Origin of the sequence: Paraburkholderia aromaticivorans, from assembly GCF_002278075.1 — a bacterium.
In the GTDB taxonomy this organism is placed as follows: Bacteria; Pseudomonadota; Gammaproteobacteria; order Burkholderiales; family Burkholderiaceae; genus Paraburkholderia; species Paraburkholderia aromaticivorans.
Genome location: NZ_CP022992.1, coordinates 146,058 through 171,721, shown reverse-complemented (window position 1 = coordinate 171,721; position 25,664 = coordinate 146,058). Strand labels below are relative to the sequence as shown.

Annotated in this window: 24 protein-coding genes; 8 read left to right on the top strand and 16 right to left on the bottom strand. The window is 58.0% G+C overall.

All coding sequences use genetic code 11. The features are described 5' to 3' along the window. The 3 genes from CJU94_RS36995 to CJU94_RS36985 are packed head-to-tail and all read right to left on the bottom strand — an operon-like array spanning position 1 to position 2,058. Positions 1-1,116, bottom strand: coding sequence for an AAA family ATPase (locus CJU94_RS36995; protein ID WP_095423557.1), 1,116 nt, complete (start codon positions 1,114-1,116; stop codon positions 1-3). Between the two features lie 58 nt (positions 1,117-1,174). Beyond that, the gene (locus tag CJU94_RS36990; RefSeq protein ID WP_095423556.1) at positions 1,175-1,798 is read right to left on the bottom strand and encodes a hypothetical protein; all 624 of its coding nucleotides are present in this window, start codon (positions 1,796-1,798) and stop codon (positions 1,175-1,177) included. Then, positions 1,795-2,058, bottom strand: coding sequence for a hypothetical protein (locus tag CJU94_RS36985; RefSeq protein ID WP_095423555.1), 264 nt, complete (start codon positions 2,056-2,058; stop codon positions 1,795-1,797). Before CJU94_RS36985 ends, CJU94_RS36990 begins: the two co-directional genes overlap by 4 nt. Positions 2,059-2,733: 675 nt before the next feature. Between CJU94_RS36985 and CJU94_RS36980 the strand changes: the two genes are divergently transcribed. The 3 genes from CJU94_RS36980 to CJU94_RS36970 are packed head-to-tail and all read left to right on the top strand — an operon-like array spanning position 2,734 to position 5,763. Next, positions 2,734-3,477 carry a hypothetical protein gene (locus CJU94_RS36980; protein WP_095423554.1) on the top strand — a complete coding sequence of 248 codons (744 nt, stop codon included), beginning with the start codon at positions 2,734-2,736 and terminating at the stop codon, positions 3,475-3,477. 3 nt (positions 3,478-3,480) lie between these two features. Continuing rightward, a complete protein-coding gene (locus CJU94_RS36975) occupies positions 3,481-5,322 on the top strand; it encodes an ATP-dependent helicase (protein ID WP_095423553.1) in 1,842 nt (613 codons plus the stop codon). Positions 5,323-5,364: 42 nt separating this feature from the next. After that, on the top strand, positions 5,365-5,763 hold the full coding sequence (locus CJU94_RS36970; RefSeq protein ID WP_095423552.1) for a hypothetical protein: 399 nt from the start codon (positions 5,365-5,367) through the stop codon (positions 5,761-5,763). A 56-nt stretch (positions 5,764-5,819) separates the two neighbouring features. Here the strand turns inward: CJU94_RS36970 and CJU94_RS36965 are convergent, their stop codons facing one another. From CJU94_RS36965 to CJU94_RS36940, 6 genes are all read right to left on the bottom strand, one after another. Further along, positions 5,820-7,010, bottom strand: a complete 1,191-nt coding sequence (locus tag CJU94_RS36965; protein WP_244221194.1) for a carbon-nitrogen hydrolase family protein — start codon at positions 7,008-7,010, stop codon at positions 5,820-5,822. 139 nt (positions 7,011-7,149) lie between these two features. Further along, a complete protein-coding gene (locus tag CJU94_RS36960; protein ID WP_095423551.1) occupies positions 7,150-7,839 on the bottom strand; it encodes a bactofilin family protein in 690 nt (229 codons plus the stop codon). After that, entirely contained in the window at positions 7,836-8,453 is a 618-nt protein-coding gene (locus CJU94_RS36955) for a hypothetical protein (RefSeq protein WP_157763877.1), read from the bottom strand. Before CJU94_RS36955 ends, CJU94_RS36960 begins: the two co-directional genes overlap by 4 nt. 300 nt (positions 8,454-8,753) lie before the next feature. Beyond that, positions 8,754-10,046, bottom strand: a complete 1,293-nt coding sequence (locus tag CJU94_RS36950; RefSeq protein WP_095423549.1) for a recombination directionality factor — start codon at positions 10,044-10,046, stop codon at positions 8,754-8,756. Between the two features lie 65 nt (positions 10,047-10,111). Next, positions 10,112-10,750, bottom strand: a complete 639-nt coding sequence (locus tag CJU94_RS36945; protein ID WP_244221193.1) for a hypothetical protein — start codon at positions 10,748-10,750, stop codon at positions 10,112-10,114. Between the two features lie 112 nt (positions 10,751-10,862). Beyond that, positions 10,863-11,264, bottom strand: coding sequence for a hypothetical protein (locus tag CJU94_RS36940; protein ID WP_095423547.1), 402 nt, complete (start codon positions 11,262-11,264; stop codon positions 10,863-10,865). 124 nt (positions 11,265-11,388) lie between these two features. Between CJU94_RS36940 and CJU94_RS36935 the strand changes: the two genes are divergently transcribed. Then, positions 11,389-12,291, top strand: a complete 903-nt coding sequence (locus tag CJU94_RS36935) for a PD-(D/E)XK nuclease-like domain-containing protein (RefSeq protein WP_095423546.1) — start codon at positions 11,389-11,391, stop codon at positions 12,289-12,291. An 11-nt stretch (positions 12,292-12,302) separates the two neighbouring features. On the opposite strand, the gene CJU94_RS36930 is transcribed toward CJU94_RS36935, so the two are convergent. Both CJU94_RS36930 and CJU94_RS36925 read right to left on the bottom strand, forming a co-directional pair. Then, positions 12,303-12,881, bottom strand: a complete 579-nt coding sequence (locus CJU94_RS36930) for a YcbK family protein (protein ID WP_095423545.1) — start codon at positions 12,879-12,881, stop codon at positions 12,303-12,305. 135 nt (positions 12,882-13,016) lie between these two features. Beyond that, positions 13,017-13,220 (bottom strand): hypothetical protein, encoded by a 204-nt coding sequence (locus tag CJU94_RS36925; protein WP_095423544.1) that lies wholly within the window; start codon positions 13,218-13,220, stop codon positions 13,017-13,019. A gap of 1,062 nt (positions 13,221-14,282) precedes the next feature. Between CJU94_RS36925 and CJU94_RS36920 the strand changes: the two genes are divergently transcribed. The 3 genes from CJU94_RS36920 to CJU94_RS36910 all read left to right on the top strand — a co-directional run bounded on the left by CJU94_RS36920 (position 14,283) and on the right by CJU94_RS36910 (position 18,297). After that, on the top strand, positions 14,283-15,620 hold the full coding sequence (locus CJU94_RS36920) for a replication initiation protein (RefSeq protein ID WP_095423784.1): 1,338 nt from the start codon (positions 14,283-14,285) through the stop codon (positions 15,618-15,620). Positions 15,621-16,587: 967 nt separating this feature from the next. Next, on the top strand, positions 16,588-17,253 hold the full coding sequence (locus tag CJU94_RS36915; RefSeq protein ID WP_095423543.1) for a ParA family protein: 666 nt from the start codon (positions 16,588-16,590) through the stop codon (positions 17,251-17,253). A gap of 6 nt (positions 17,254-17,259) precedes the next feature. Then, positions 17,260-18,297 carry a ParB/RepB/Spo0J family partition protein gene (locus CJU94_RS36910; protein ID WP_095423542.1) on the top strand — a complete coding sequence of 346 codons (1,038 nt, stop codon included), beginning with the start codon at positions 17,260-17,262 and terminating at the stop codon, positions 18,295-18,297. Between the two features lie 283 nt (positions 18,298-18,580). Here the strand turns inward: CJU94_RS36910 and CJU94_RS36900 are convergent, their stop codons facing one another. After that, complete coding sequence (locus CJU94_RS36900) at positions 18,581-18,865, bottom strand: hypothetical protein (RefSeq protein WP_095423540.1); 285 nt, start codon at positions 18,863-18,865, stop codon at positions 18,581-18,583. Between the two features lie 514 nt (positions 18,866-19,379). Further along, complete coding sequence (locus tag CJU94_RS36895) at positions 19,380-19,904, bottom strand: hypothetical protein (RefSeq protein ID WP_095423539.1); 525 nt, start codon at positions 19,902-19,904, stop codon at positions 19,380-19,382. A 602-nt stretch (positions 19,905-20,506) separates the two neighbouring features. Between CJU94_RS36895 and CJU94_RS36890 the strand changes: the two genes are divergently transcribed. Further along, positions 20,507-22,117: a replication initiation protein gene (locus tag CJU94_RS36890; protein WP_095423538.1), complete on the top strand. Its 1,611-nt coding sequence runs from the start codon at positions 20,507-20,509 to the stop codon at positions 22,115-22,117. Between the two features lie 204 nt (positions 22,118-22,321). Here the strand turns inward: CJU94_RS36890 and CJU94_RS36885 are convergent, their stop codons facing one another. From CJU94_RS36885 to CJU94_RS36875, 3 genes are all read right to left on the bottom strand, one after another. Next, positions 22,322-23,581, bottom strand: a complete 1,260-nt coding sequence (locus tag CJU94_RS36885; protein WP_095423537.1) for a DUF3443 family protein — start codon at positions 23,579-23,581, stop codon at positions 22,322-22,324. A gap of 11 nt (positions 23,582-23,592) precedes the next feature. Further along, complete coding sequence (locus CJU94_RS36880) at positions 23,593-24,063, bottom strand: DUF2844 domain-containing protein (RefSeq protein WP_095423536.1); 471 nt, start codon at positions 24,061-24,063, stop codon at positions 23,593-23,595. Positions 24,064-24,261: 198 nt separating this feature from the next. Next, positions 24,262-25,530, bottom strand: coding sequence for a tyrosine-type recombinase/integrase (locus CJU94_RS36875; protein WP_157763876.1), 1,269 nt, complete (start codon positions 25,528-25,530; stop codon positions 24,262-24,264). Positions 25,531-25,664 lie beyond the last annotated feature (134 nt).

The following is a 25,664-nucleotide window of genomic DNA, read 5'->3' as shown; positions in this document are numbered from 1 at the left end:
TCAGGCACCTGCGGGTTGCATCGTGTGCAGGTTGTCCTTGCTGGACTTGTAGTCACCGCCGCCGAACGTCTGCGTCACGAGCTCATGCACGGCAACGCGGACTTCATCCGAACAGGAAAGCGACCACGCGCGCTCCAGCCCGTAATGCATCGGCGACTCGACCAAGCTGCCCTGTGTCGAAGCACTCATCGCCTTCGAGACCCAACGACGTAAAACGCGCGTCGATATCGTCTTGTCGAGTGCCCCCGAATCGTCGGTCACGCCCGCGTACAACTTGCGGACCTGATTCGCGACGGCAACGAACTTTTCAGCGAGGACATTGGCCGGCAACGACGGCTGATACGGTGCGATCATCTCCGTGATCAACTGGACTTCGATCTCCTGCGGGAGATACCCGAACCAGCTGAACTCGAAGCGCTCGTCATTCGCGTTGTCCTGCGTATGACGTCCTTGCACCAGCCCCTTGTCGTCTTTCGGGTTGCAGGTCGCGTAGACGCGAAACCCGTGACGCGGAACAACCAGTTCGCCGGTTTCGGGAACGAGGTACGGCCGTCCCTCCAAGAGGAGGTTCAACCCGGTCATTTCGCCCGGATCGATGACGTTGTACTCGTCGATGAGAACCGACATGCCGAGGCGTGCGGCCATGAGCACGGGCCCGTCGACCCACGAAACCCCGCCATCCTTGTTCGGCACGAGGCGGCCAATCAGGTGATAAGCCTGGGTTCGCGGATTGGCGGACATACTCAGCAGCGGAAGATTCAGGGAAGCGTGAAACTGCTGGACGCCCATCGTCTTGCCGGTGCCGGGATGGCCCATTGCACAGAAGGCGTTGCCGCCCGCCATGTAGAAGTGAAGCAGATCGCGCAGATTGTCGATCGGCCACTTGTACGTCGGATCCTTTGCCGGAGTGAACACCGAAGGTTCGCTCAGACCGAGGATTTTTGCACCACGCATGCGTTCGATGCCGAAGCACGCGAACCCATCGAAGTGAACCCATTGCGGGCTCGCCTGCTGTTCAACAGGAGCCGCAGCAGCAGCGGCCGTCGCGGGTTCCTGCGAAGCCTTTTTGCGGGACTTGGTCGGAGCGGCGGCAGCTTGAGTTGCTTGGGTCGTCATGGAATTCTCCAGAAAATTTGGAGACTCCAGCCCTCTCGGGGACTGGAGCCCCCTGGGCTTAACTACTCAGAATCTGCGACTTCCTCGCGCGGATCTGTTCCCTGAGTTCATCAGGGTTCAGGCCGGCGACTCGGCAGCAGGTGACGAAGGTGAACGGGATCTCGCTCTGATAGAGCTTGACCCGCATCCGACGCTTCTCAACGACTTCGGTTTTCTGACCGTCGACGATCTCCTCCTTGGCTTCAGAAAGAAACTGGTCACGGTATCCCATGAAGTTCGGCTTCAACACCCAGTCAAGGATGTCTTGCTTCTCTTCCAGGTTACCGCGCATCGACAGCAGCTCGATTGAACGCTCGAGAAGCAAAGCGTGGAGCCACTCGACCCCCTCTTCACTCCACTCCTCTCCCGCACAATCTCCCCCGACGACACCAACAACCGGAACCGCCACTTCGCTTTCGCTCACCTCAAAAATCTCGGCAAACGACTCACGAAGCAGTGGCATATCCACGTCATCGAATCCTTCGGGGATCGAGCGAACCTTCGTCTTGCTTAAGGCGTAGGCAGACTGCCTGGCCTTTTTTTCGCGTGCCGCCTGATCCGCCTTCGCTTCCCGAACGACCTGCTCATGTTCGGGAATAAAGAAGAACGTACCCTGGACAGGCGCCATCTCGATCGAGTTCATGACCCGCTCTCCTTATCGGTGAACAGATCCGCGCCCTCTCTCAGCGCCTGAACGATATCCGTGATAGCACGGTTATCTTTCGTGACGCTAAGGTAGTGATGCTGCCCGTGGCCCTTTTTCTCCCGGTGGAAAATGAGGCATCCACGGGGATTCGACAACTCCCAGACCGTGAAAAACCGATCCCGGGTAATGTCGTCGACCTCGACGCGTGACTCGACACGAGAATTGCCTTGCAGACGAGAGACTTCCGTCCAGTTCATAGGCTTCTCCATCACAGAGACGCGAGAAGCCCATTCCCTTTGCGGAAATGAGATTCCCGCAAGGGTTGAAAACGCAGCACGTAGCTACGCCAGGCGATGCCTGAGACAGATTGGCTGGAGGACCAGCTATGCCGGGAAACCCCGGACTCACCCCCTGACACGACAACGGACAGAGGGCATTTCAACGACGTCTAACAGCTACGTCGCGCGAAATACTGGCTTTGGAATAGACAATGGAGGAGATGAGAAAGCGTATCAACGCCTATTCGAAAGCCCCCGGGAACCACCCGGGGGCGAGTACTTCTGGCAGTGCTTGAGGCACTCCCGGGTCCGCAGGACCCTTTTACAAAGCGATTTGGCAGTTTCCTGCCAGGAACCGACCGTCGTCAGTCCGCAACAAGGGGGCTCGAGATGAGTACCAGCTCCAGCTGCTGGGCACCGATTCTCTACCGGCGCGGAGTCGATTCTGTACTGGCCCACAGGAAATTGCAAGCAAATTCCTGACACGAAATACGCCCAACTATTGACTATTCGGTGCGATCCGGACCTACCAGCCGTCCCGAATAGCACCCGCCCGCAGCATGGAAAGACCGGCCTCTTAGATCACGTTTCAGCGTTGTTACAGCAAAGTCCGAGAATTAACCTACGCTGACCCACTTCCTATGAGGAAATATTATGACCACCGCGGAAAGCGTCAACCTCCTGCGCCCGTCCGTGACCATGCAGGTCGCGGAATTCGCCCGGGAGACCTTCGGCCGCCAAATGCGCGGCGCGCTGGAAAAGGAGCCGGTCGAATTCGGATCGAGCATCGTCCAGTCGTTCGTCCGGCGTGACTACACTCTCCTGAACAAGAACCTGCACTTCGCGATCGACGCGCCGCGCACGCTGCCGCGATTCGACACGACCACCTGCGACGAAGTCGACGAGTTGTTCCGCAAGAAGATCGGCGAATCGATCACCTACGTCAACAACCTGAAGCAGCAACTCTGGCAATTGTTCCAGGCCAACGCAGTCGACCCGAAGGCCGAATTCCCGAGCGTCCTCCGGCAGGATCTGTTCTACGTCTCGCCGCACGCGAAGAACTACATCAAGCTGCTCCGCATCGCCGACGAGTACATGCTGCTGCTTTGGTCCGCCTACCTGAACGGCCTCGTCTCGGCCCGCGATCGCCACGGCGAAGAGCTCAAGGTGCGCAAGCGCATCCGCTCCATCACGAACCTCGCTCGTGACGTCAAGTTCCAGACGTACAAAAAGTTCAACGCGTGGCAGGCGAACGAGCAGACCCGCACCGGCTCCACGACGGCCGGCGCCGCTTCCGCTCAAGCAGCCGCCGCACAAGCCGAACCGGCTGCGCCGACGAAGGACGCTGCTGCAACCGAGTCGGCGCCGTCCGACGAAGCTCAAGCGCAGGCGGCTTAATCCGTGAGCCTCAATCCTTCCCAACACCGTGTGGCCCATGGCTTCGGCAATATGCTTGCCGTAGCCGGGCCAGGTTCGGGAAAGACCAAGACGATCATCACGAAGATCGGCGTCATCCTGCAAGCCGATCGGAAGTTCCGGGTAGGTGCCGTCACCTTCACCAGCGACACCGCGAACGAAATGCGCGAACGTCTGGTGAAGGAGTTCGGCCCCGACGTCCTCAAGCGCGTCGACCTCGGTACATTCCACAAGCTGTCGATCGACCATCTCCGCCGGCATAAGATGCTCGGCAAGATTGCTACCCCGCCCGAGCAAAAGACGTTCCTGCGCCGGGCCATCTCGGCAACGAACACCGAAATTGACAACGAAGAAGCATTCAAGCTCTTCGAGAACTACAAGTGCGCTATCGAGCACGATGGGAGCGAGATTCCGCCGTTCATCCTGGCCTACAACGAGATGCTCAAGCGCAACCGCGTCGTGGATCTGTACGACGTCATGCGTGACTGCGCGACGAAGATGAGCAATGGGGAGTTGCCTCCCTTGCCCGTCACGCACCTGCTCGTCGACGAATTTCAGGATAGCGACGAAATCCAGTTCGTATGGATGATGGCGCACGCCAAGCGTGATATTCCGGTCACGATCGTCGGAGATGACGATCAGTCCATCTATGCCTGGCGGCGCGCACTCAGCTACAAAGGCATGATCGATTTCGTTGAGCAGACAGGCGCCGAAATCATCCCATTGGGGGAAAACTATCGCTCCCACTCGGAAATCCTTGCGCCCGCCGATCGATTGATTCGTCACAATGCCGGCCAGCGTGTCGAGAAAGATCTCGTGGCCAAGCGCGGGCCCGGTGGCTCAACGCACGTCTATGCCGTTTCGGCCGCTAACCGCGAAGACGGCGAAGAACACGACACGGTCGCGCTCCAGACGGAATTTCTCGTGCCATACATCATGGAAGCCGTGCTGCCCGAGGACGAGCAGCCTGGTGGGCGGCTCGCAGTCCGGCCCGGCGAATGGGCTATTCTTGCCCGGACCAACTTCCTTCTCGACTCTGTTGAAGCCGTGTTGGACGAGTTCAACATCCGCTCGAGGAGAAACGGCGGGTCGTTCTGGGACAAGGATTACATCAACACCTACCTGCAGTTGCTTATTTCGGTTGAAACGATGAACCGCAGCGGCATCGACCACGCGCTGGCATTTGTCGGTACAAGCGAGGAAGCACTGAGCCAGCTCCACAAGCGCATTCCAGGCGCAACGATGGCGCCGTTCTTTGAGCGGGACTTCGACGATTACGGCGATATCGCCAAGATTGATACTGAGCATATGCGCGCGCTCCAACAGTTACTCGTCACATGGCGTCAGGACGCTCTGTTCCGCAAAATTCCGGGGACGACGACACCGATGCGAGCAGTCAACCAAGCGATCGATTCCGCGGCGACTTATTTGACGATGGGGCTGCGTGCTGGCAACTTCCGCGATCGCGTGGCCAGACACCTGAGCAAAGCAGGTGACATTCTGAAGCGCCGCAACGGCTCACTTGTCTCACGCGTCCAAAGTGTCCAGAAGCCCAAGGGCAAGGACGACCCAGCATCGGTCGGCCTGTTCACCATGCACAGTTGCAAAGGACTCGAGTTCGGCAACACTGCCATCGTCGGCGCCGACAAGGATATCGTTCCATCGCTTGGCGAGGGCAGCACCGAGGTCGACGAGCGACGGCTTTTTTATGTCGCCATGACTCGAGCGAAGAATCGTCTTTTCATCCTTCACACGCCGACCAACGATACCCCCTATATCGCTGAGGCTGGCTTGGTTTCCAACCCTGCGACCGTTTACCCGGCGTAACGCCTTTCCCATATAGACGTTCAACCAAGAGAAAGCTCCCCGATGAACCGCATCGCGCTACCAACCGTTGACGACTACAAGCGCCTCTACCAGCAGGAAAAGGCGGAAGTCTATTCCGAAGACAAGTGGGCCGATACGGCGTGGATTTACGACGCTTGCGTCCTCGCGTGGAAGGGTCTCGTATATGCCGTCGTGCTCGTCCCGGTCGTCGCGTTCTGGGTCGCAGCATCGGATCTGCAGCACGCCCGGGAGATTCTCAATCAGGGCAGCGTCGACGATCTGAAGGCACTGCTGTTCCGGTACTTCGTCGGCTTCTTCGCGCTGAGTGTCTTCGGTCATGCCCTCTTCTACCGCTGGACCCTCCCGGCAAAGATCAAGCGTCGTATTACGGCAAAGGTCGTTGCGCAGTACATCAAGGACGACATCCGCAGCGGCCGCTAACCCGCTTCACCATACGGCGAAGTCCCCGGTTCTACGGACTTCGCCGTGCCAATGACCTACTGGTTCATCGCTATCAGCAGCGGCAGATTGAAGAGCCGCGCAAACCCTTCCGCGTAGCGGTGTTGCAATACTGGCTCTCCCGTACCCTTCGTCCACCACAGATTGGACAAGCCGACGATCATATCCGGCTTCTCGCGGCCGATCGAATACAGCACCTCCCAAGGCAGGAATTCCTCGTAACAGAAGAGGAAGAGCGCGCTCCTACCGTCAATCGGCACCACACCGCGCGCAAACCAGCCAGCCGGGTAGTGGTACTTCGACAGCGGATTCCACTCGGCAACGGGAACCGTTTGGCGAGCCTCGAAAATTGACTGGTGCACACCGCCCGACCAATATTCGTACTCCCGTGCTTGGTTAGCCATCCCGGCATCCGTGAGCTCGTTCGAGCCGAATATCACCGATACCTTGTCCCTCTCGGCTTCCTGCGCAATCATGATGTCGATCGCGCCCTGCTCGGACGAATCGAAAGTGCCGATGATGCTCTCGGGGAACACGATGACCTTGGCCCCGGCCTTTGAAGACTCGTGGATCGCACGATTCATTTTGACCAGCGTATCGGGAACAGTTTCCGGCGTTTGCACTCCCCACGTGGTCGACACAGCCAACCAGTCCCCGGCCCGCGAATGCTGCCTCTCCTTCAGGGGCGATAGGACGAGTGACAGCACCACCGCACCGGCGACCGCGAACCGTCCTCGCGTGGTATGGGCGTAGGCTCCGAGCAGCATCGTCAAACCTAGGCCAAGACCGAGGCCGAGCCACTTCGTTCCTGGAAACCAGAATCCCCACGTTGCGATCAGGGTGCCGGGCAGAAATGCTCCGACCGGAGGGTATGCCCACAGGACCGTCCACGCCAGAATTGCGATGGCCTTCTTCTTTGGACTCTCCGTGTTCTTTGGGTACAGCGCCGCAACTGTCGAACTGAAGGCAAGGCCGTACGCAGATCCGGCAGCAATCCCCAAGAGCCAGGACCCGCCGAAGAACTGTCCGGCGCCACCAAACCCCATGATTCCGATATCCAGGCCATACCCGATTCCGAGCAGCCATGCCTGCATCCGAGAACGACACATCACCATGAAAACGGGGAGGAGCGCGGCCAGTAGTGGAGCGGCGCCGCTGCGCCAACTAATCGAACAGACCGCAACGCCGAAAAGAAACGTACATCCGTACATCGCGGCCGGGTTCTTCACGAGATACTCGAGGCGTCTGCGCCACTCCCCTGCATACCTTAGAACGTGATCCGCCATCCCACCTTGCTCCAGAAAGAAAATGCCGCGACGGTCTTACAAGACATCGCCGCGGCTTCAATGCGTGAACCGGAATACCCGGTCAGTTGGTGTACCGCACCCCGTTCCCGGCCGCATAGCCGTCTTGGTGACCGTGGGTTTGCTGGGCCGATCCCTGCTCGTTCTCGGCAGGCATGACGATCCGTAACGGGACATGATTGTTGAAGTTCGCGACCGGCGACGGGTTGTTGGGCAATGCCAGTGGTGCCCCTGCTACCGGGGGCTGCTGCGGCACCTGATCCCGCTGAGGCTGTTGGCCGGGCGGTTGCCACGACGCGGTCGACTGCTGCTGAGGCGTCTGCGCCACCTGCATGTCGGCTTCCGTAATACGCTGAATCTGGCCGCTCACGTTCGTGGACGATATGCCGTTGTGCTGGATGTCTGCGTGCAGCTGGGCGATGTGGCTCACCAAGAGACCGTCTGCCATCTCGCAACGGATCACCGCCTTGCGATTGGGCATCCCAACCTGGCCGAATATGAGGCACCGCCCCTTCGCGAACACGCTCCCCTCAATGATCGCGTCCTGATCGATCACGAGCGTGCCGCTTTCGCTGTAGACGTTGCCCTTGATCACACCGCCGATACGACCGCCCTCCTTGAGGCGTAGCGATCCGTCCGATTCGATCGTCGCTCCAGCCGGGAAAATCGTCGTCACGCGTTCAAGCGTGGGGTCGATATTCAGGACGTACTGAACGATATCGACCTGCTGATCATTGCTCGTTGCATTACTCATTTGGAGTCACTCCCTTTCGAATCGGTCGCTTTGTTGCTGGACTGGCCGCCCACCAGGATGGGGGAATTCTGTTCCGAAGGCTGCTGACTGAGCTCACGCTCTACATGCCGCCGGACCTCCTGGACTGGATGTCCTCGACGATGACCGGGCAGCGGCGGCGCCGGCGGAATTGGCAGAACAGGAGTGGCCGACGCAATTACGTTCGCCGGCACTGGATTGACTGTCACGGTCTTGACGGGTTCAGCCTTCACGTTCACCGACGTAACCGTTGCCGGCGGCACAACTTGCGGAGTCGCGACGGCCGGCTGAACTTGCGGTTGCGGTTGCGGCGTGACAGGGGCACTTGCTTGAGCAACGGGCGTCGAAGCGGTAGCGGCAGACTGCACCTTCTGCTGCGCGGTGGTTTCCGTGGTCGGAGCCGTTCGGTGGGTCGGTGCGGCCGTCGTCACCGCGTTCGGGCTGGATTTCAACGGCAAATGCGCGGTCGGAAGGAAGTCTTCGATGAGCTTCCCGCCTCCACGCAACCAGATATCTCCGCCGACCATCACCACGAATCCCACGGCCACGACTGCCCAGGCGGTTCGCATCCGCTCGGCATCCAGCGGCTTCATCACGAAAAGCGCTCGCCACTTGCCCTTCGGTACGACGACAGGTTCAGGCGAACTTGGCGCAGATCGAACGACCGCTTCCGGAGCCGGTCGGGGACTCACCGCACGCGGAGTTCGGGCGACGTCCGGCGCAGCCGCCTTCGGCTGAACAGGCTGAACCGGCGCCGCGGCTGGCCTCGGAGGGGTCGGCGTGGCAGGAGTTCGCGGAGACACACCAGGCGAAGGGCCATCGAGTCGAATCGAGATCCTCGCCCCGATCACCCGCGAATCAAGTTCTTCAAAGGCCATAGCTTTCCTTTTGATCTATCAAAACGCTGCAGGCGCGGCATTCGCACGCGGCATTTCCGGGATACCGGACAGGGCGGTTGCTACGACTCGCGGAATCGTTGCGCCCGCCGGCGGTTGAATGACCGCCGCGGCCCCGATGCCCTTGACTGCCGTTTCCACGAGCTGAAGAGTCTTCGGGCGGTCTTCGGATACCTTTACCTCCACAGCAGGGTCTTGTGACTGAGACCGAGACTGAGTCTGCGTCGGCGCCGGCGCCGCTTCGCCTTCCTGTCCGCCCGCTAATGCGGCTGCACGCATCCGCTCGCGAGCTCCAGCAGCAGGCCCCACAGCCGACCAGCGCGTCGTTGCAACGTCCGTTTCGAGTACGCCGGCCACCGCCTGCCCATCCGACAACTTTTCACAGGAGTTAACGGCGGCGCCCTCGAAATGTTGAGCGCTAGCTTCCTGCGAAGAACGTCGAGCATCCTTTGCGTAGAAGTCTTGAACCTGGCCAAACTCCTCCGGTGGGGCAAACTGCGAGTGCTTCTTCAGCTCGAGCATGGCAGCCTCGAGTCCCTCTTGATCAAAGCCGGCCTCCAGTTGCTCCTTTTCGTGCTCCCGGGCCATCTTGACCGCCTCGATGGGGCTCACTCCGCGTAGCACCAAGTCGGCGTAGAAAACCGGACCTTGGGCCGAGTCCATTGATGCAGTGTTTCGCATCTTCAGCGACATCGGGATACCGACGAGTTTTCCGCCGAACGCACCATGCATCGCGTGAAGCTTGGCGACTAGCGTCTGTCCAGTGTTTTTGCCTGCCGAATGCAGGACGAAGACCGAGAACTGGTCACCTTGGCCGTCGATACGAAATTTCAACGAGGTCCGGCGCTGGCAAAGCACATCCTGGCTGTTGCCGAACGGGCATCGGTCGCAGCCCGGGCACTCAGCTGCGCCGGTCCGATTTGCGTCGACGATCCGAATCGCTTTCTTGCCATCGCCAACACAGACCCGCTTGCCGTCCGAAAGTCGGCGGGCCTCAAATTGTTGCGTCAGAAGCAACTCGGGGTTGTTGTACGGCAGCAGGATCGGGATCTCACGCAGCAGATTCGGCTCTTGGTTTTCGCCGTCGGCCTGTCTGGTCTCCTTCTGCATTTTGAGCAGCTTCTCGTGAAGAGCATGCTTGACCCACGTGCCGTCCAGTTCCTTTCGCCGGGTGTGGACCTCGAAGTAATCGAAATGCAGGAGTTCGTCTGCTGACCCGGCCTCGCCAGGGCGAACTTCGCCCATGCGAACCGTGCCGAGAATAGGAGTGTCGAATTCGAGTCCGGTAACCATTGCTTCCTCCGTAAGTCAGTGGAGGTCATTTCATCAGATTGCGATCCAGTTTCTAGCCCTGTCGTTCAGTGGCGAGTTTCGTGACCCCACACCGCCGCTTTTCCCGTCAGGAAGCGAATGCTTTCGTCCAGTCGCGCAATCTCCCCACCGACATCTCCACCGTTCCGCGCCGGCACATCGATCACACGGACGCTAGATCCGTTGTGGAGATGGACACGGTAGGCTTGATCGACGGTTGTGATCGTGACACCGTCGATTTCGCTCTCGTCGGAGATTGTTCGAGTACCAATGCTGATCAACATTCGGCGCGCGTCATCGATCGCCGCATCGATCCATTTGGCCTGGCCGATAACGGCACCGCCGAGTTCGGTCATATGGAAACCCAAATAACCCTGCAGCTTCAGCACCACTGATTGCCAAACGTCCGGCGCCGGAAGGCTGAATCGCGAGCTTCCGTTCGTCTCTCGTGCGACAACGCCGATCGCCATGACGACTTCGGGCCAGACCTCTCCAGGCGCGATCGCGTGGACATATTGTTCGATGCTTGCGGTACGGTTGTGCATGGCGAGCGACACCATCTCGCGCTCGAATTCCTTCATGGTCTCCGGCGAAATCACCGTTGCACCGGTAAGGGGAATCAGACGATCCAATGCGCGAACCCGGTAGGGCGTTGCGGCCCGTAGGATCCGCGTGACTTCGGTCATGAAAAGATACTGTCCGCGAATCGACTCCGTCTCGCATCGGCGATTCCTCGGCAAGAGGATCGGCACACCAAACAGAGCTCCGCTATGCGTTCCAATTACGTGTTCGGTCATGTCAGATTCCCAGAAAGAATGAATTGTTGGTATGTTCGAGCGCGTTCGGAACATCGCGAACAAGCCCCACCGTACGAAAGAGCACCGCAACCTCAGCTTGATCCAGACGCGGAAACTCCCTACAAAATTCGGTGAATCCATGCGTCTGTGATGACACCACGCAGCCCTTCTCGTCTTTCAGCGTCAAGTGATCCGGATATCTGTCCGTTGCAGACAAGAGCGTCGCGAGTGCCCGAGCACGAAGTAACGGAGGATTGCCCACGTTGTTGTAGATGGATCGGACTTCCTGGCAGACGTCGGTTGGCTGCGCGAAGTGAGTTTTTCCGAACTGCCTGAACGTCTGCTCGACGAATCGTTGTAGATCCGCGGCGCCAGGCCGGGATAGAGAGTTCACACGTTTCATGGGATCGACGATACGCGATCACTTTCGGATATCTAGTCCTCTCGCGATGGGACAACTGACTCACGAGGCCCCTTGAAACATCAACGCTCGCCTGTACGCTGTATTCAAACAGGAGAGGTATCGAATGAACGCACGCGCGCAGATCCAGCATCAAGTCGGCCAGACCATCTGGAGCGGACAGAAGAAAATTACGTTCGGTCGCGATCCGGACAGCTACACCATGGCGGTAACTGACGATGAGTATCACGGAGATACCGAGCACGTCTCGTCGACGCAACTCAAATCGATGCTGAAGACGCCGCAGCATTTTCTTGCTGCTGTTCAGGGCGCAGGAAAGGACACGGCGGCGCTTGAGTTCGGCAGGCTGGCTCATATGGCCGTGTTCGAACCTTGGCGCTTCGAGGATCTTGTCCTCCCCTTTGATGGCGAGTTCAACCGGCGCTATCGTGAGTGCAAAAAGTTCGTCGCCGACCATCCGAATCACATCGTCATTGGCCAAGACAAGTACGACGCGCTTCTGGCAATGCGGAATGCTGTCCGCTCGCATCGGTTTCGCGGTCGGGCGCTCGGGGAATGGTTCGATGAGGGTGAGCCCGAGAAAGCAATCTACTTTGTCGAGAGGGTCACTGGCGTCAAATGCCGGGTCAAGGTCGACTGTCTGCACCCGGAATTCATCTTCGATCTGAAGTCGACTCTGGACGTGCTTCCCCGCTCGTTCAGCTCGGCCGTTCAGAACTACCACTACGATATGTCTGCGTTCATGTACCAAACGGGGGTGCAGTACTTTACCGGCGACGAGCGTCCGTTCATTTTCGTGCCCGTCGAAAAGGATGCGCCCTATAGCGTCATGACGTATACCGCTGGTGATTCTCTGCTCGACAACGGGGCGCAGAAGTTTGAGGATGCGTTGAATCGGCTCAAGCACGCACGCGAGCACGACTCGTGGCCGGGATACGCGGGGGAATATGTGCTCGAGATCGATCGGTGGCACGAGTACAAATCGAACCACCACATTCTCGGCGACTGAGTCGCGAGCTACTAGCCTGCCCATGTCCGAAGCCGACCACTGTCGACGTGCACAAAATGCTTGGTGGCGTAGTACCCCACGCCACCTCCGCGCAAATACATACCGAGCCTCGCCAGATAGTCGGTAGGAACGTCAGGAACAAGAATATCGGCAGCTCGACCGACAAGATGCATGGAGTTTCGAGCGGCCCCCTCGGTCATGTTGTTCGTAGCGTTCGTGCGATATCCGGACGTTACGACGATCGGCCTTTCCATCCCGGCCTGCGCGAACCACCCATACACACCGCAGAGAATGTCCAAGAGCGTCGGGTTCATCTGAACGACAGATCCGGCCCGGACATCCCGCAGCAACGTGCAACACTGCACGTAAGCGTCAACGACCAGTTGACCGTCCGCCCAATACACCGTTCGAACCTCTTCGCCGGTCTCTTTTCTCTTCAACCAGAGAGCCCGCGGCCGCGACCAGTAGTCGCCACTCTGTTGCGCAAAAACCTCCGGAGCCCATGCGGCAGCGGTCAACAGCGCAGTGCTCCGCAGGAACTGACGGCGGGGCATGCTTTCGATCGAAGACGGGATGAGGAGATTTTCCATCTCCGCATTTTTTCTGGACTTTGACGCACCATCCAGTGCGAAACGAAGCCCATCGAGGGCCGCTTTCCACCGCTGCGGCGGCCGAAGCACGGGACCCCCCCAAAAAAAAGGGAGAAGCCTAAGCCCCTCCCCTTCTTACACATGGTGATGATCATGCCTGTTTTGCTCAGCGTAGTACGTGGCATCAGCTTCGATGTTCCGCCGATCTTCCTCAGCGGCGTACCACTCTGCTTGTTCCCGCACACGCTTCTGCTTTGGCGTTTCGTCCAGGTCAAAAAAACCTGCGAAGAAGCAAAACAGCACGAACAGGCCGACTGCCCATTCAAACAACGTTTTCATATCTGCTCCAAGGTGTTGCGGAGCAGCTCAACCCCGGGGGTGAGATGCCCCGTCGGTCGGTAAGCCGGTTTCCCGGATGGGCTGGATCCCCAGCTGGTCAGTTGAAACAAGAATCTTCGTCTCAGTGTGAGCCCTCATGGTATCGAAGGGTCTACTCAATGGCAACGACGAACAGCTTCTTGCCAGGAATTATCCACAAGGTCCGACGACAGGTTGCCGGTTTTACAGGAGTGGAGACACGTTTGTATACATTCTTTAAATATTACAGTCTTTGTTTAATTGTTTAGCGTCCGTCGAGCCGTGTGGGACAGGCGCTAGCGGGAGGAAAGGTAACCAGTCGTACAGGAAAGGGAGCCATTCACACGGCACCTCGTCGGCTCCAGGTTGCCATCTTTGCGAGAACACGGTACCCGAATTTACGGCACGTCATGTAAAAGTGGTTACCTGCGGGCAAACGTTGCACAGATCTTGAGCATGCTGACGCGTGGTCGTCAGGTAACCGGATTTACTGCCGGACTGCCCTCTTGAAGCGTGTGTCATGTTCCAAAACCTTCAGGCTGTGGAAAATTTGCAACGAAATCATCTCGGGCGGAAGAGAACTACTTGAGTTCTCAGCAAGAAGAAGTCAGGCGGCAAAGGTAACTGTTTTTACCGCGATTGCCACCTGTGGATCGAAGGCCTGTGAAACCGGGCGACAGCGTCCGTAAAAGCGGTTACCAATCCGTCGGGGCGGGGGTGAGCCGGGTGACTTCAGACCCAACTGGTAACCAACTTTATGGATTCCAGAAAGGCTTTCCGTCGGAAGCCTTTCGTTCCACCGTGGTAGTGGCGAACGGGTCAAATTCGCCTTGTGGTACGAATAGGCCCCCGAATGGGCGTTTCTTTCCCTCTTCCCTCCGTCTTGCCGTCCGTATATTTTTGCTTCCGGTCAAGAAGTTGCCGTTGCCATCAAGGCGTAACGTTACCCGTAAAACAGCGTCGCATGCGCACCGCATGGACTTCGCTTTGAGAAGGGTTTCCGGGCCCGCTCTGGGCGCTACTCGGTATTGGGATCGGCAGGAAATGAGCGACATCAGTACAAGTTCAATTAGGCAACTGGCAGTCACAACTAGCAAGCAAAGCGTTTCTGCGGAGAAGCGCGGCACGCCAGTCACGATGCGCAAGGCTAAGGAGGCGATCTTCGTCTTTCCTGAAAAGCCGTTGTCCGTACTGCAGCGTCGCTTGTTCAACGCGTGCGTCTACTTCGCGCAGCGCAATCCAGGCCTTCAGAGTTGGGTCGTTCAGTTGTCCCAGCTTGAGCCGATCATCGGGTACAACGATTCGAGTAATCGTCGGTACATCATGGGCGAGCTCATCAGCCTGATGAAGGCCCATGTGATCTGGGACGCGACGGTAAATCCACAAGACAGAAGACTCTCGGTCTCTACCCTTCTGGCCGATGTGACACACCTGGTCGATCAGCGAGCTTATGAATTCTCTTTCAGCCCGAAGCTTCGAGAGGTCCTTCTAAATCCAGAGATTTGGCAACGCATCGACCTCGCCATCTCCCAGCGATTCCGTTCGATGGGCACCGCGCCGCTCTACGAATGGTGCAAACGTTACGAACGGACTGGACTTACGAGTCGCTGGGCGTGGGAAGACTTCCGCCACGCCGTGGTCGGCATCGTCGAGGAAGATTCGATCTACCAGCAGTACAAGTTCTTCAAATCGAAAATTCTCAAGCGAGCGATCGCGGAAGTGAACGATCTCTCAGACATTGAAGTGACCCTGAAGGAGTACAAGAACGGACGCGTCGTCGAGCAAATCCAGTTCGAGGTTCGACGGAAGAACAGTGCCCGGCCAGCACTCGAGAGCGAACCCGGGGAGTTGATTAGCGCGCCATCCGTGACGACACTCCTCGAGGACGTGCTTCGAATCGGAGTAACACCGAACCGAGCTGCCCAGATCATTAACGAATACGCACCGGAAGACATTCGAGCGGCGCTGAACCATACCGTTCTCCGCGACGCCGCCTCCAACAAGGAGCCGCTAAAGAATCGAGCATCCTTCTTCATCTGCAGTCTGGAGAAAGGGTATGCAAAGCCGGTAGCTCTCACGCCGGCCGTCGCCACAACTGAACCCTCTGCCCCTTTGTTGACCGATGCGGGGCTTCGCGAAAGCTTCATGCGCAGCCGAGATCCTCTGGCCGAGGCGTCGTTTCTTGCTATGGCGCTCGATGAACAAGCGAACGTTTTACATGACTACAACTCGAGAGCGACCCACGAGCAGCTGCGCTACGATCCCGCGAAAAAAGCGAAGCTCTCAAAAACCGCATTTATTCGCTATCTGAATCTTCGCTTATGGGGCGAACCCTCAGACGCAGATGTGTATGCCTTCCACTTTCCCAAAGCGGAAGCGTGACCGACCCTCGTAGTCCCTTCCTCGTCGAAAGAGTTCCCCTCGCACCGGGCGTCTCGCCCGGTTCGCCTCTCACTCCCCTTTCCTAATCTGATCGCAGACCCGAAACGAGGCACTGGCCAGTTATCGGCCAGCTTTGGCCGCACTCCGGCCATGCGGTCTATTCCAACGATGGATAAATCGACAATCCACCTCTTCAGATTGTCGATCGGCCACTTATTGGCCAGCAACGGCCAATGAACGGCCTCTTTGATGATTCCTAGACACGACCGAAAACAACTAAGCACACTGCAGACTCACACTTGCTCGAATCCACATTTGATCGTCCCGCGGACAAAGGAAGAGAATCTACTCCCTCCAATCCCTCGCTTGCCGCATAACACATGGGAGTTTCAGCGCTGAAACCAGACGGCTGAGTGAGAGAAGCAACCCGCGACGCTCAGTTTCAGCGCTGAAAGTGACGCCTGTGGACTGGGCTACAAGACAGCCCAACGAACAACGCAACGTCGTAGATCCTGCTCGGCGACCACGCTAGTTTCAGCGCTGAAACTGGAACGGCTTGCCCAAATGCCGAGCGCCAGCATCTCGACCGCAGTTTCAGCGCTGAAAGTGGTCGGCGCAGTTGTCTGACCGTGATTCATCCGAACGCGGGAACCACAACAACACCTACGTTTCTTAACGTTTCGGTCGCTCTTTGTCCGCTGGCTACGAATGCCACGCTACGCCAGTTTCAGCGCTGAAATCACGGAAGGCTAACTCGCTCGTACTTGTTTAAGTCTAGGACTCAGATCTCTGCTTGTCTTCGTAAGGCAGTTGCCGCTTGGCTGTCGCCCACGCCTCTGTCCCGATATCGAGTTTCAGCGCTGGAAGTCGAATTTTCAGCGCTGAAAGTGGGTGCCACCCTACGTTCTCTCTTGATTTTTGTAACGTAGCGATATATTGTTCGTGAAAATCTTTAAAGGAGGACTGCATGGGGATGGTATTTGCTGTCGCCAACCAGAAGGGCGGGGTTGGGAAAACGATGATCACTCTCAATTTGGCCGGCGCATATTCGCATGATGACCCGAGCGCTCGAGTCCTCGTCGTCGATGCGGACTCGCAAAACACCTCGATGCGATCTTCCGGAGTAGGAGAGGAACCGTATCCTTTTGTTGTGACGAATATGGCGGCGGCGGGCAAAGGACTCGGACGAGAGATCAGTCGAATGGCACAAGACTATGATCTTGTGTTGGTCGATTGTCCGCCGAGTGTCGATAACCTGAATACCGAGAACGTTCTTCAGGTTGCCAATTTCGTTCTGATTCCAATGGATGCTTCTCCGTCCGACGCTTGGAGTACGCAGGGAATGATCCAGTTGGTCCGCCGGGTCATCGGCCCGGATCCCAAGCGCTGCGGCATCGTCTTCAACAAGGTCAACACCAAGAGGGCGTCCTATCGGGACGTCAGCGAGGTGATCTCAGAGGACAGTCCTTACCCGGTATTGAAGAGCGTGATTTCGATGCGGGAGGTCTATAAGACCGCTATCGGTTTCGGTGCGACAGTCTTCAGCGTGAAGGGGCAGTCGACCAAGCAGGCTCGCCAGGAAATCACGAATGTCGCTATGGAAATGTTGGGAATTATGGGTATTTCGGAGTAACTTCAAATGAGCGATCAAAACCAAAGTGCGCCGCAACGCAGAAGCAGCCTCGTGTCGTCGCTTCGCAAAGGTATGGACATGGAGCGGGGCGCTGTCGACGCCAGACTCAATGCTCAAGAGGTCGGCTCTGCCCCGATGGCTGGGGCCGGCTCAACTCACTCGCCGTCAGTTCCGGCGTACGGTGGCCGTGGCAATACCGCGTCGGTAAAGCCTCGCCTCACGTTGCCGCTGAGCGACCTCGTTTCTAACCCCTACAATCCGCGGACGTTCTACCGCCCCGAGAAGGTCGACGAGCTCGCAGTAAAGATGAAACGCGACGGGCAGTTGGAAGCGATTAAGGTTACCGAGAACGCGCGCTTCCCCGGTAAGCACGTGATCATCGACGGTGAGTATCGTTTCAGGGCGAAGAAAAGCGTCGCGGACGGGTTCATCGACGTCGAGGTTTTCCCCGCGCTGAGCGACCGTGACCTCTTCCTGATTGCGAACAGCCTTAACAAGGATCGCACGCCTCAGAGTTTGTTCGATGATGCGCTGGCGTACCAGAAACTGCTCGACGACGGTGTATTCCCGGGCCAAGAAGACCTGGCTGCAAGTCTCGGCATCAGCGAATCGCTCATGTCAAAAATTCTAAAGTTGAAAAAGCTGCCAGAAACGCTGTTGCGCCGTATGGCCGAGAGTGATGAGCCGCTGGGAATTTCTCACGCCTACAACATTGCGCTGATGTTCGAACGCAAGGGATTGCACACCGCGGAGGAGGTCCTCGACAAGGTACTCGCCGGCGAGATGAGTTCGAAGCATCTGCAAGATCTGAACTCCCGCAACGACAATGGCGAGGGCTCCCGGAAAAAGCGTGCCCACTATCTCGCTCGCGTCCAGTTTGCAGGAGCAGACGGCACCGAATACGGGCAACTGAAGCGGTTTCGGGACGGGCGCACCGAGCTCAAGCTCACCGGCCTCTCAGAAGAGCAACAGGAAGCACTGGGAGAGCGGCTGGAGGCCGTCGTGAGGGAGTTCATGACTGGCAACGCCGGTTCGGGCGCGTAAGGCGCCCATAAGCTTTTTCGACCGGATTGCGGCCGATCACAAGCTGGCAGGAAACGAAACGAGAAGAGGGGAGGGCGAATGCTACGGCTGAGGAGGGCGATTCGATTGACGAGAGAGGAGGGGAGGTTGTTCGAAACCCTGACAGGGCAATCAACGCTTCCAACAAGCATTGCCCAATACAACAGGGCTCTAGAGCAAACGGCTCGGCATTACCACCTGCTGGCCGCGCAAGAGGACTCCGCAGATGCGGAACTTCTTGCGCGGATCGCAGAAGGGGAACTGATTACGGCTGAGCCGGCATCAGAACCAGACGAGCGATGACGCTGCTCGCATAACGCCCGATACCAGGCGCGTCGCAGAGCGTTGCCATCTCTTTTGCAAAGCCCTTTTCCACCAGAATCTCCACCACCTCTTCGAGGCACGAGAGATCGCCGACGAGCGACGGATACCGGCGGAAATTTTCGAGCAGCTTCTCCGGATACTTGCCAGCGACCTCGAGGAGGTGACTGTGGGCTTCCGAAATAGCTTGGCGACGCAGGGCACGTTCCGACATAACGACGTTCGACATGACAATCTCCATAGGAGCTTGCGAAGACGTCGTCCCCCACGAGGGAATCGAGTCCCCGCGCGGGTTGAAAACACGCCTGAGCCGCATCCCGATCAAATCGAGATACAGCCGTAGCAGTGGCACTGCAGATGACAAGCCGCCAGAAACGACGACGTCAGACAGGAAAATCCCGAAGGACTTTCTAGGCTACCGAAGTAGCAAGCCGTCCACCAAGGGACGAGCAAGATCCAATGGATCTCGCGGGAAAACCAGGCACGCACGCATGTGTCCCGAATCCAGCTTGCAACGGAGGAAGCCAGCAAACCCAGGAGGGCTTGGAGAAAACCTTGGGAAAGGCCTTGAAGCTTTTCCCAAGATCTCCCCGAGTGGATCTGCGTTCTAGGAAGGGCTCGAAAGGGTGCGAGTTCCAGCTGCTCGGTACGTCAATGCGCGTATTGTTTTTGAGTGCAGCCAGAAAGTCAAGGGGTTACTTCCTGACAAGAACTACGATGCCTTAGCAGATAAATAATTCTCGTCAGTTTGCGTGGGCTGTAGTCGGAACGGCCTCGAGGAGCATCAACCGTTTGGTCAGTTGTTCCTCGACCCACGATGACTTGCTTTCTGCGGTAGCGGGTACGGAACCAGCCAGTTCCCCCAGCACTTGGCGTGCCTCGGCCGGCGAGTTGGCCTTTTGCTTGAATCGCTCGACGAGGTCGGTATCCAGCCACAGGGAGGTTCGCTTGCCATCAGCGAGTCGAACTGGAACAGACTTGCGTCGTTGTCGTTTTTTTCCGCGGCCTTCCTGACTCTCGCCGGTTGCAGAAACCACTTCTTGCAATGCCTCTTTCACCGCATCTTTCACGTCGGCCCGCGTGACCCGATCTGCCATCCCAGCAGTCGACGTAGACGACGCTATGGACGCAAGCCTCTGGTTCACGATTGGCGTAAAGCCGAGCACGAATTCCGCCAGCGCAACGCCGGTCACGCCCGACTGCGTGAGCAGCCGGACGGCTTCGCCAAGCAGGAAGCGCGCATTCGCGTCGGTGAGGTCAGATGACATAGTCCAAGTTCCAGCTTGGAGTGTATCAGCATAGGACTATGTGGGGCTAGTCGGTCAGCCAGAACAGGCTATGCCTTGCGATCCGGTCCTATATCGCACAGTGAACCTATGCAGAAATACCATTTTTCGCTATGAGAACTTGGCATTTGGCATAGGAGCATAGCCTATGCGGCTATACCATCTATCGCGGAGGGCGCCGAAGAATAGCCGTATGACATGGTCCGAAGGCCCGTCGAGACTGACGGTGCGGTGGTTTGGGGATTGTGGGTGTTGTTTCTACAGGACCCACGTCTGTGTTCCGACAAATATCTCAAAACTTCCCAACTTCCAACACGTCAAAGCCTTACCAGATATGGCTTTGACGCTGGGATGATGGTATTTTGGCATAGCTACGATGGTGTTCCTGCCGGGGCATGATGGTAAGTCCGCCGTGGCATCGATGGCACTTTGGCATAGCCGCGATGTTCAGCGGCTCGATCGATGGTATTTTGGCATAGGCGATCGGTGGATAACTCGAACGATGGTTGGCCAACGCTGGTCTTCACCATCATTAGACGCTATGATGTTGACGCATTTCAACATGCGACCACACCACTGCACCGATGCCAAAGAAGCCGCACCAACAAAACCTTACACCAGAACAACAGGGCCCCGGTCTCGAACTCAAATGGCTGGAGCAGGAGAACGCCCCGGATAGCGACAGCTATGAGGTGCTCGCGCGTGACGGGGAACCAGGGACGCCCCAGACGCCGCTGTTTTCGGCCGACGAGCTGTTCCTGCCAGAGCGCCCCGGCACCTATCGCAAGCCTGTCGCGGCTATTCACGCTATTCCGGTCCAGCGCGACAAAAACCTCAAACTGTCTGCCCGCAAGCTCATGGACGCGCTTGCGCTTGCCGTGCAACTCGATTTGCGGGCACGCGGCCGTGAAGCAGCTCAGACGCTGATCCGAAAGATCCGTGAAGATCGCGCGGCACCCCTCTTCGAAATCCGTACTCATCGGCTTGCCGAACTCGCAGGCCTATCGACCACGAATAAGGATCGGATATACGACACCCTTGCAGAACTGCTCAACTTCCAGTTCATCTGGAATGTGCTCGGCGAGGATGGCAAGGTGCAGTACGAGTCTATCGCAGCATTCATTATCCGTCGCGACAAGGGCGTCGGCAATCAGGCTGGGATTACGCGGTTTGCTTTCGAACCGGAGGTACTTTTGTGGTTCCTCGAACCGACGATGTGGGCGAACCTCAACTGGTCAGTAATGGCCAGTTTCGGGCGTGACGCGGGCTCGGGCGAGGCCGCTTTCGGCCTGTATCAAAATGCGTGGCGCTATATAGGAACCAACGCCAAGGTCACCCCGATACTGGATCTCGCGACGTGGATAGACTTGATTCTTGGCCCCTCGCGGTTCGTGATCATCGGCGAGAAAAAAGAAAAGCAGGCCCGCGAATACGGGGAGTTCAAGCGAACTTACCTAAATCCGGCAATCGCGATGCTAAACGCGCATCCAGCGCTGACTCACACGATCGCGGTGGAAGAGTTCAAGTCCGGCCGCAAGGTTACCAAATTGCGTTTCAAGTTCACGGAAAAGCGCCAGCAAGCTTTCGAACTGCCCCTTGGTTGGCCCGATGACACAATCCAAAAGCTGAAGGATCTGGGATTCACGGAAAAGGACATGTCGACCTTGGCCCAGCTCTATACCCATCCGCAAGTCAAAGAAGCAATGTCGCGTATGGCGGTCTCCGAGACACGGCTGAAGGCTCGAGGGGAGGTGATTCAGTCCCGCGAAGCGTTCTTCCGCGCCATCCTTCGTAATGTATCGAACGAGCAGACTCAGACAGAGGAAGCAGATCAAAAAGCCCTCGAAGAGGCTCGTCGACTTCAACAGCAAACCGAGTTGCAGCGCCGGCAGGAGGCCCTGGAAGCCAAGTTCAAGGCACACCAGCGTTCGTTGGTAGCAAGAGGGTTGCAGTCACTGCCCGAAGACGAGCGCAACCGCCTCATTCAGGCGCACTTGAAGGCTAATCCAGCAGATCGAGCGCTGTACAAGGAGGGAGAAACTCGCGCCGCTTGGCTCATCCTTTTCCAGCAGTGGCTCATCAATGCGAGGCAGGACCTTTTCCAGCAATGGCTACCCGAACTGCATGACAGGGATTTCCAGACCTGGCTCGTCTGGCAGTTCACCGCTAGGACCGACGACGAAGCCGGTGCGTAGGCGGACTCGTTTAGCGCGAAGTGATCCCGAAACTTCTCACCCTTGGTGGGTTATATACGCCGTGGCGCACTTCATGCACCCATGCGGTCGAATCTTCGATTCGTCCGAACCCCAGGTCTACAGGAAGAGCCCCCGATTCTGCATCAGCGAGACGTAAAAAAACCGGCCCGCAGGCCGGTTTTCAGGGAAGAGAAGGGCGCTGATTTAGAACGCGAAGAATGGCCCCGTTCCACCCGAATTCGTCGTGCCCGCGATCGCCGTATAGATCGACCGACCGTAGAAGAAGGGGAGTCCCCAATCGAACAAGTTCGCTGAGCCGCCTTGAGCCGCGAAATCGTTCATCGCGTACGCACCATTGCCCACCATCGTGTTCGCGTTACCCACGTCGAAATTGAGTGAGACGTTGTTCCCGTTCAGTCCTTGCATCACTGCGGACAGACTCATGGTCGACGCCGGGCAGTAGAAGGTACTCCCTGAACAGGTGGTGATCGAGTCATTGAAAAAGAGACCATTCGATCCGCTGTCGAGGAAAGATTCCGGGAATGTGTTGCCGTTGAACGAGGTGGTCAGGTCATAGTTGTTGTTCAGCGTGTAGACCTTCGCGGATCCCAGCGCATTATTGGCTTGCGTGTCGATGCCGAAAGTGAGGGTCCCGGAAACACTCGATACACCACTAGACGGAATGCTCGGCAGCGTCAACACGACTCCGTTGTTGTCGTGCGCAAACATGCTTACCGGATTCGTCACCTGGTTTGCCAACGGAACAGTCGTGCCAGGGCACGTCGTCGCATTTGCGGTACAGCCAAAATACCACCCCGGTGAAGTCGTCGCCACGCAGCTCGCGCCACAATCAGCAGCGTTCAAACCAACGCCAAGAATGCCGTTCGCTCCCAAAGCTGCGGGGCTGTTCACGTCCGTCACGCCGGCAGGAATGCAGTTGTTCGCGGCCGAGCCGCTGACAGCCGGATCGGCTATCAACTGGATCGGGGCCTTTGACGCCACTTCGCCTGCGAGCTTGATGTCCGCTTGCGCGACGGTGCCCCATGCCGTGCCGGAACCAAAGGTCGTGCATTCGGTAAGGGTGCCGCCGACCGTTGCCGAGACCTTCTGGAGCGGAAGCGTGACCTGTGAGTTGAACAGTCGCAGTCCAAAGGAGCCGGTGTCGACAAGAACGTTATTGATCGTCTGGCAGTTAGATGTGCCCGGCACACAGATCGTGACCGACGTGTAGAGCACGTTTTGCGCGTTCCACGTGTTTGGGCCGACCGTTACGGACATCTGGTTTGCAACCGGAGTAGGCGAAGCACCGGTCGACGGTGTCCCCGCGGTCGGCGACGTCGAGGTACTTGACGGCGGACTTTGCGTGCTCTGGGCAGGGGAGCTAGAACCTCCGCCGCCGCCACCGCAAGCTGTCATCAGAGCGAACAGGCACGAGGCCGCCGTGAGCATCAGGATTTTGCGCATTGTCGAGTCCTTTATCGAATGTCCGAGCTCGTGACGCCGCTGGGAATTGCACTCGGGATATAGGCACGGCCGGCGTAGAAACCCATGTGGCCGCCCGACTGAAACACGAAATCCCCGGACGAGACCGAGACCGGTCCAATGCCACCGTGCGCCTCGCGAAAGGCTTTGACGTCTGCGCTGGCCTGATCGACATACGCGCCCAGCAGTTGCCGGACGTTCGGCGCCGACGGGCCGCTCCAGGTCACTGCGAAGACCTTTCCGCCGGCGACGTATTCCCGCACGACCGTCTTACTTGGCAACACCATCTCGCTGACCGTGTAGCCAGCGCCAGCCGTTGCTTGTTGATTCACGGCTTGGTGGTTAGCGACCAGCCGAACTTGATCATCTGATACGGTGGGAATACTGCCCCCGAGTGACGCGTAGGCAAGCGTACTGATCGAACAACACGCCGTTGTTGCCATCGCCAGCAATTTCTTTTTCATCGTCAGATACTCCGACTCGTTTATGGAAATAACCAAGGGTCACGGACGTCGATTCCGCAACTTCCTGACAGGAAGTATAAAAGGAGGCGAGTCCAAAAACGAGGGGTGTCGGTTTCCCGTGACAGATCGGGGAAGAGTGGAGAGGGCGGGGAATGTGAAGTTTCCTGTGGGAAGTTATTTCCCACAGGATGATCGGCCTTATCGGTCCAGTAGCAACCTCTCGGTGTCGAGAGCCCGAGACGTTTCCTCGTCATCGATGTACACGAGACTGGTATTCACGTCGGCGTGACCAAGGTTTCGGGCGATCGTCATTAGATCCGCGCCAGCCGACACGAGGCTCTTGGCAAAACTGTGGCGCAGCCAGTGCGTGGAGGCGCGTTCGAGCTTGGCCGCTTCGACCGGGTCGCGCGCATCCCACCAAGCCAGCGCCTCACGGAAAATCGCCTTCACGAGCCGGTACAGCGAGGAGCGGTCCGTGACGCCATCGATGGTCCCGAGATCACGCCTCAAGCCGCGAAGCCCTCTTTCACTGACCTGCCTGCTGAGCTCGGGCGTCCGTCGCCGGGCGCCAAGGATGAGAGGGGTCGTTTCTCCCGGGATGGGCAGTGAGGAGAGGCCATAGGCGATCCGATAATCCTGAAGGCTACCCATGATGGCCGCGCACGAGACCGTCCGTGCATGGCCGCCTTTCCCGGATTCCACCTCGATCACCCAGACGCCCTCCGGATAGTCGGGGTTCTTCGCCCGCTGCGCGGGAGTGAAGCGCGCGTACTGGATTGATCCCATCGTTGCATTGATCGCCTCGGACGTGCGCAAGCCGGTCTTGGTGAACAGGTCAACAATGAACAGATCGCGGGCCCGCTTGGCCCGTTCCCGGTCGGTGCGACATTCCCGGCCAACGACCGCATCCCGGGCAAGCTCGATGCCATCCTGCCCAACGAACCGTTTCTGTTTCTTGGCGCGCTGGCGCTTCTTTCCCGCCAGCCCGTAGCCGGCGAAGGGATCGGCCCGAAGGTACTGCACGGCGACGAGCCATTTGAACAGGCTGCCGGCGATGACCTGGCTCTGGCGCGCAGATGCCGTGCTCAGCGCCTTGCGGAAAGGCGTCCAGCGCGGATCGCCGCGCGGCACGCGCTCCGCGCAGATCGCAGCCTCGTCCGGAGCCTTCAGGAACGCGAGGTAGTCGCCGGCTTCCTCGAGCGTCCATTCCGAGATCGGCGTGTCGATCCATCGCGCATACCAGAAGAGCCTCCGGGCCTCAACCACATACTGGGCGCGCGTCGTTTCTGCCAGTCGGCCGTCACCGGCTTCCTTCGTCTTCAGCCACTGGATCACGACTTCCTGCTCGGTAAGTCCGGCCGGCAGGATCGGGCTGGTCGCCCGGTTCCGTCCGACGAAGTGAAACTTGTACCGGCTCGACGGCGCATGATCCATGCGGAACGTGGTCGACCGCGTTCCAATGAACAAGATTCGCTTCTTTGATTTCGGAAAGAAGAGTTGGAAATCTCGTTGCGGAGAAGGAAATGTTGGAAATCTCAGGTGCTCGACGGGCTGGATATCGCAGTCCCGTGGAACATCGTAAGATTAGGGTTGCTTGGCCT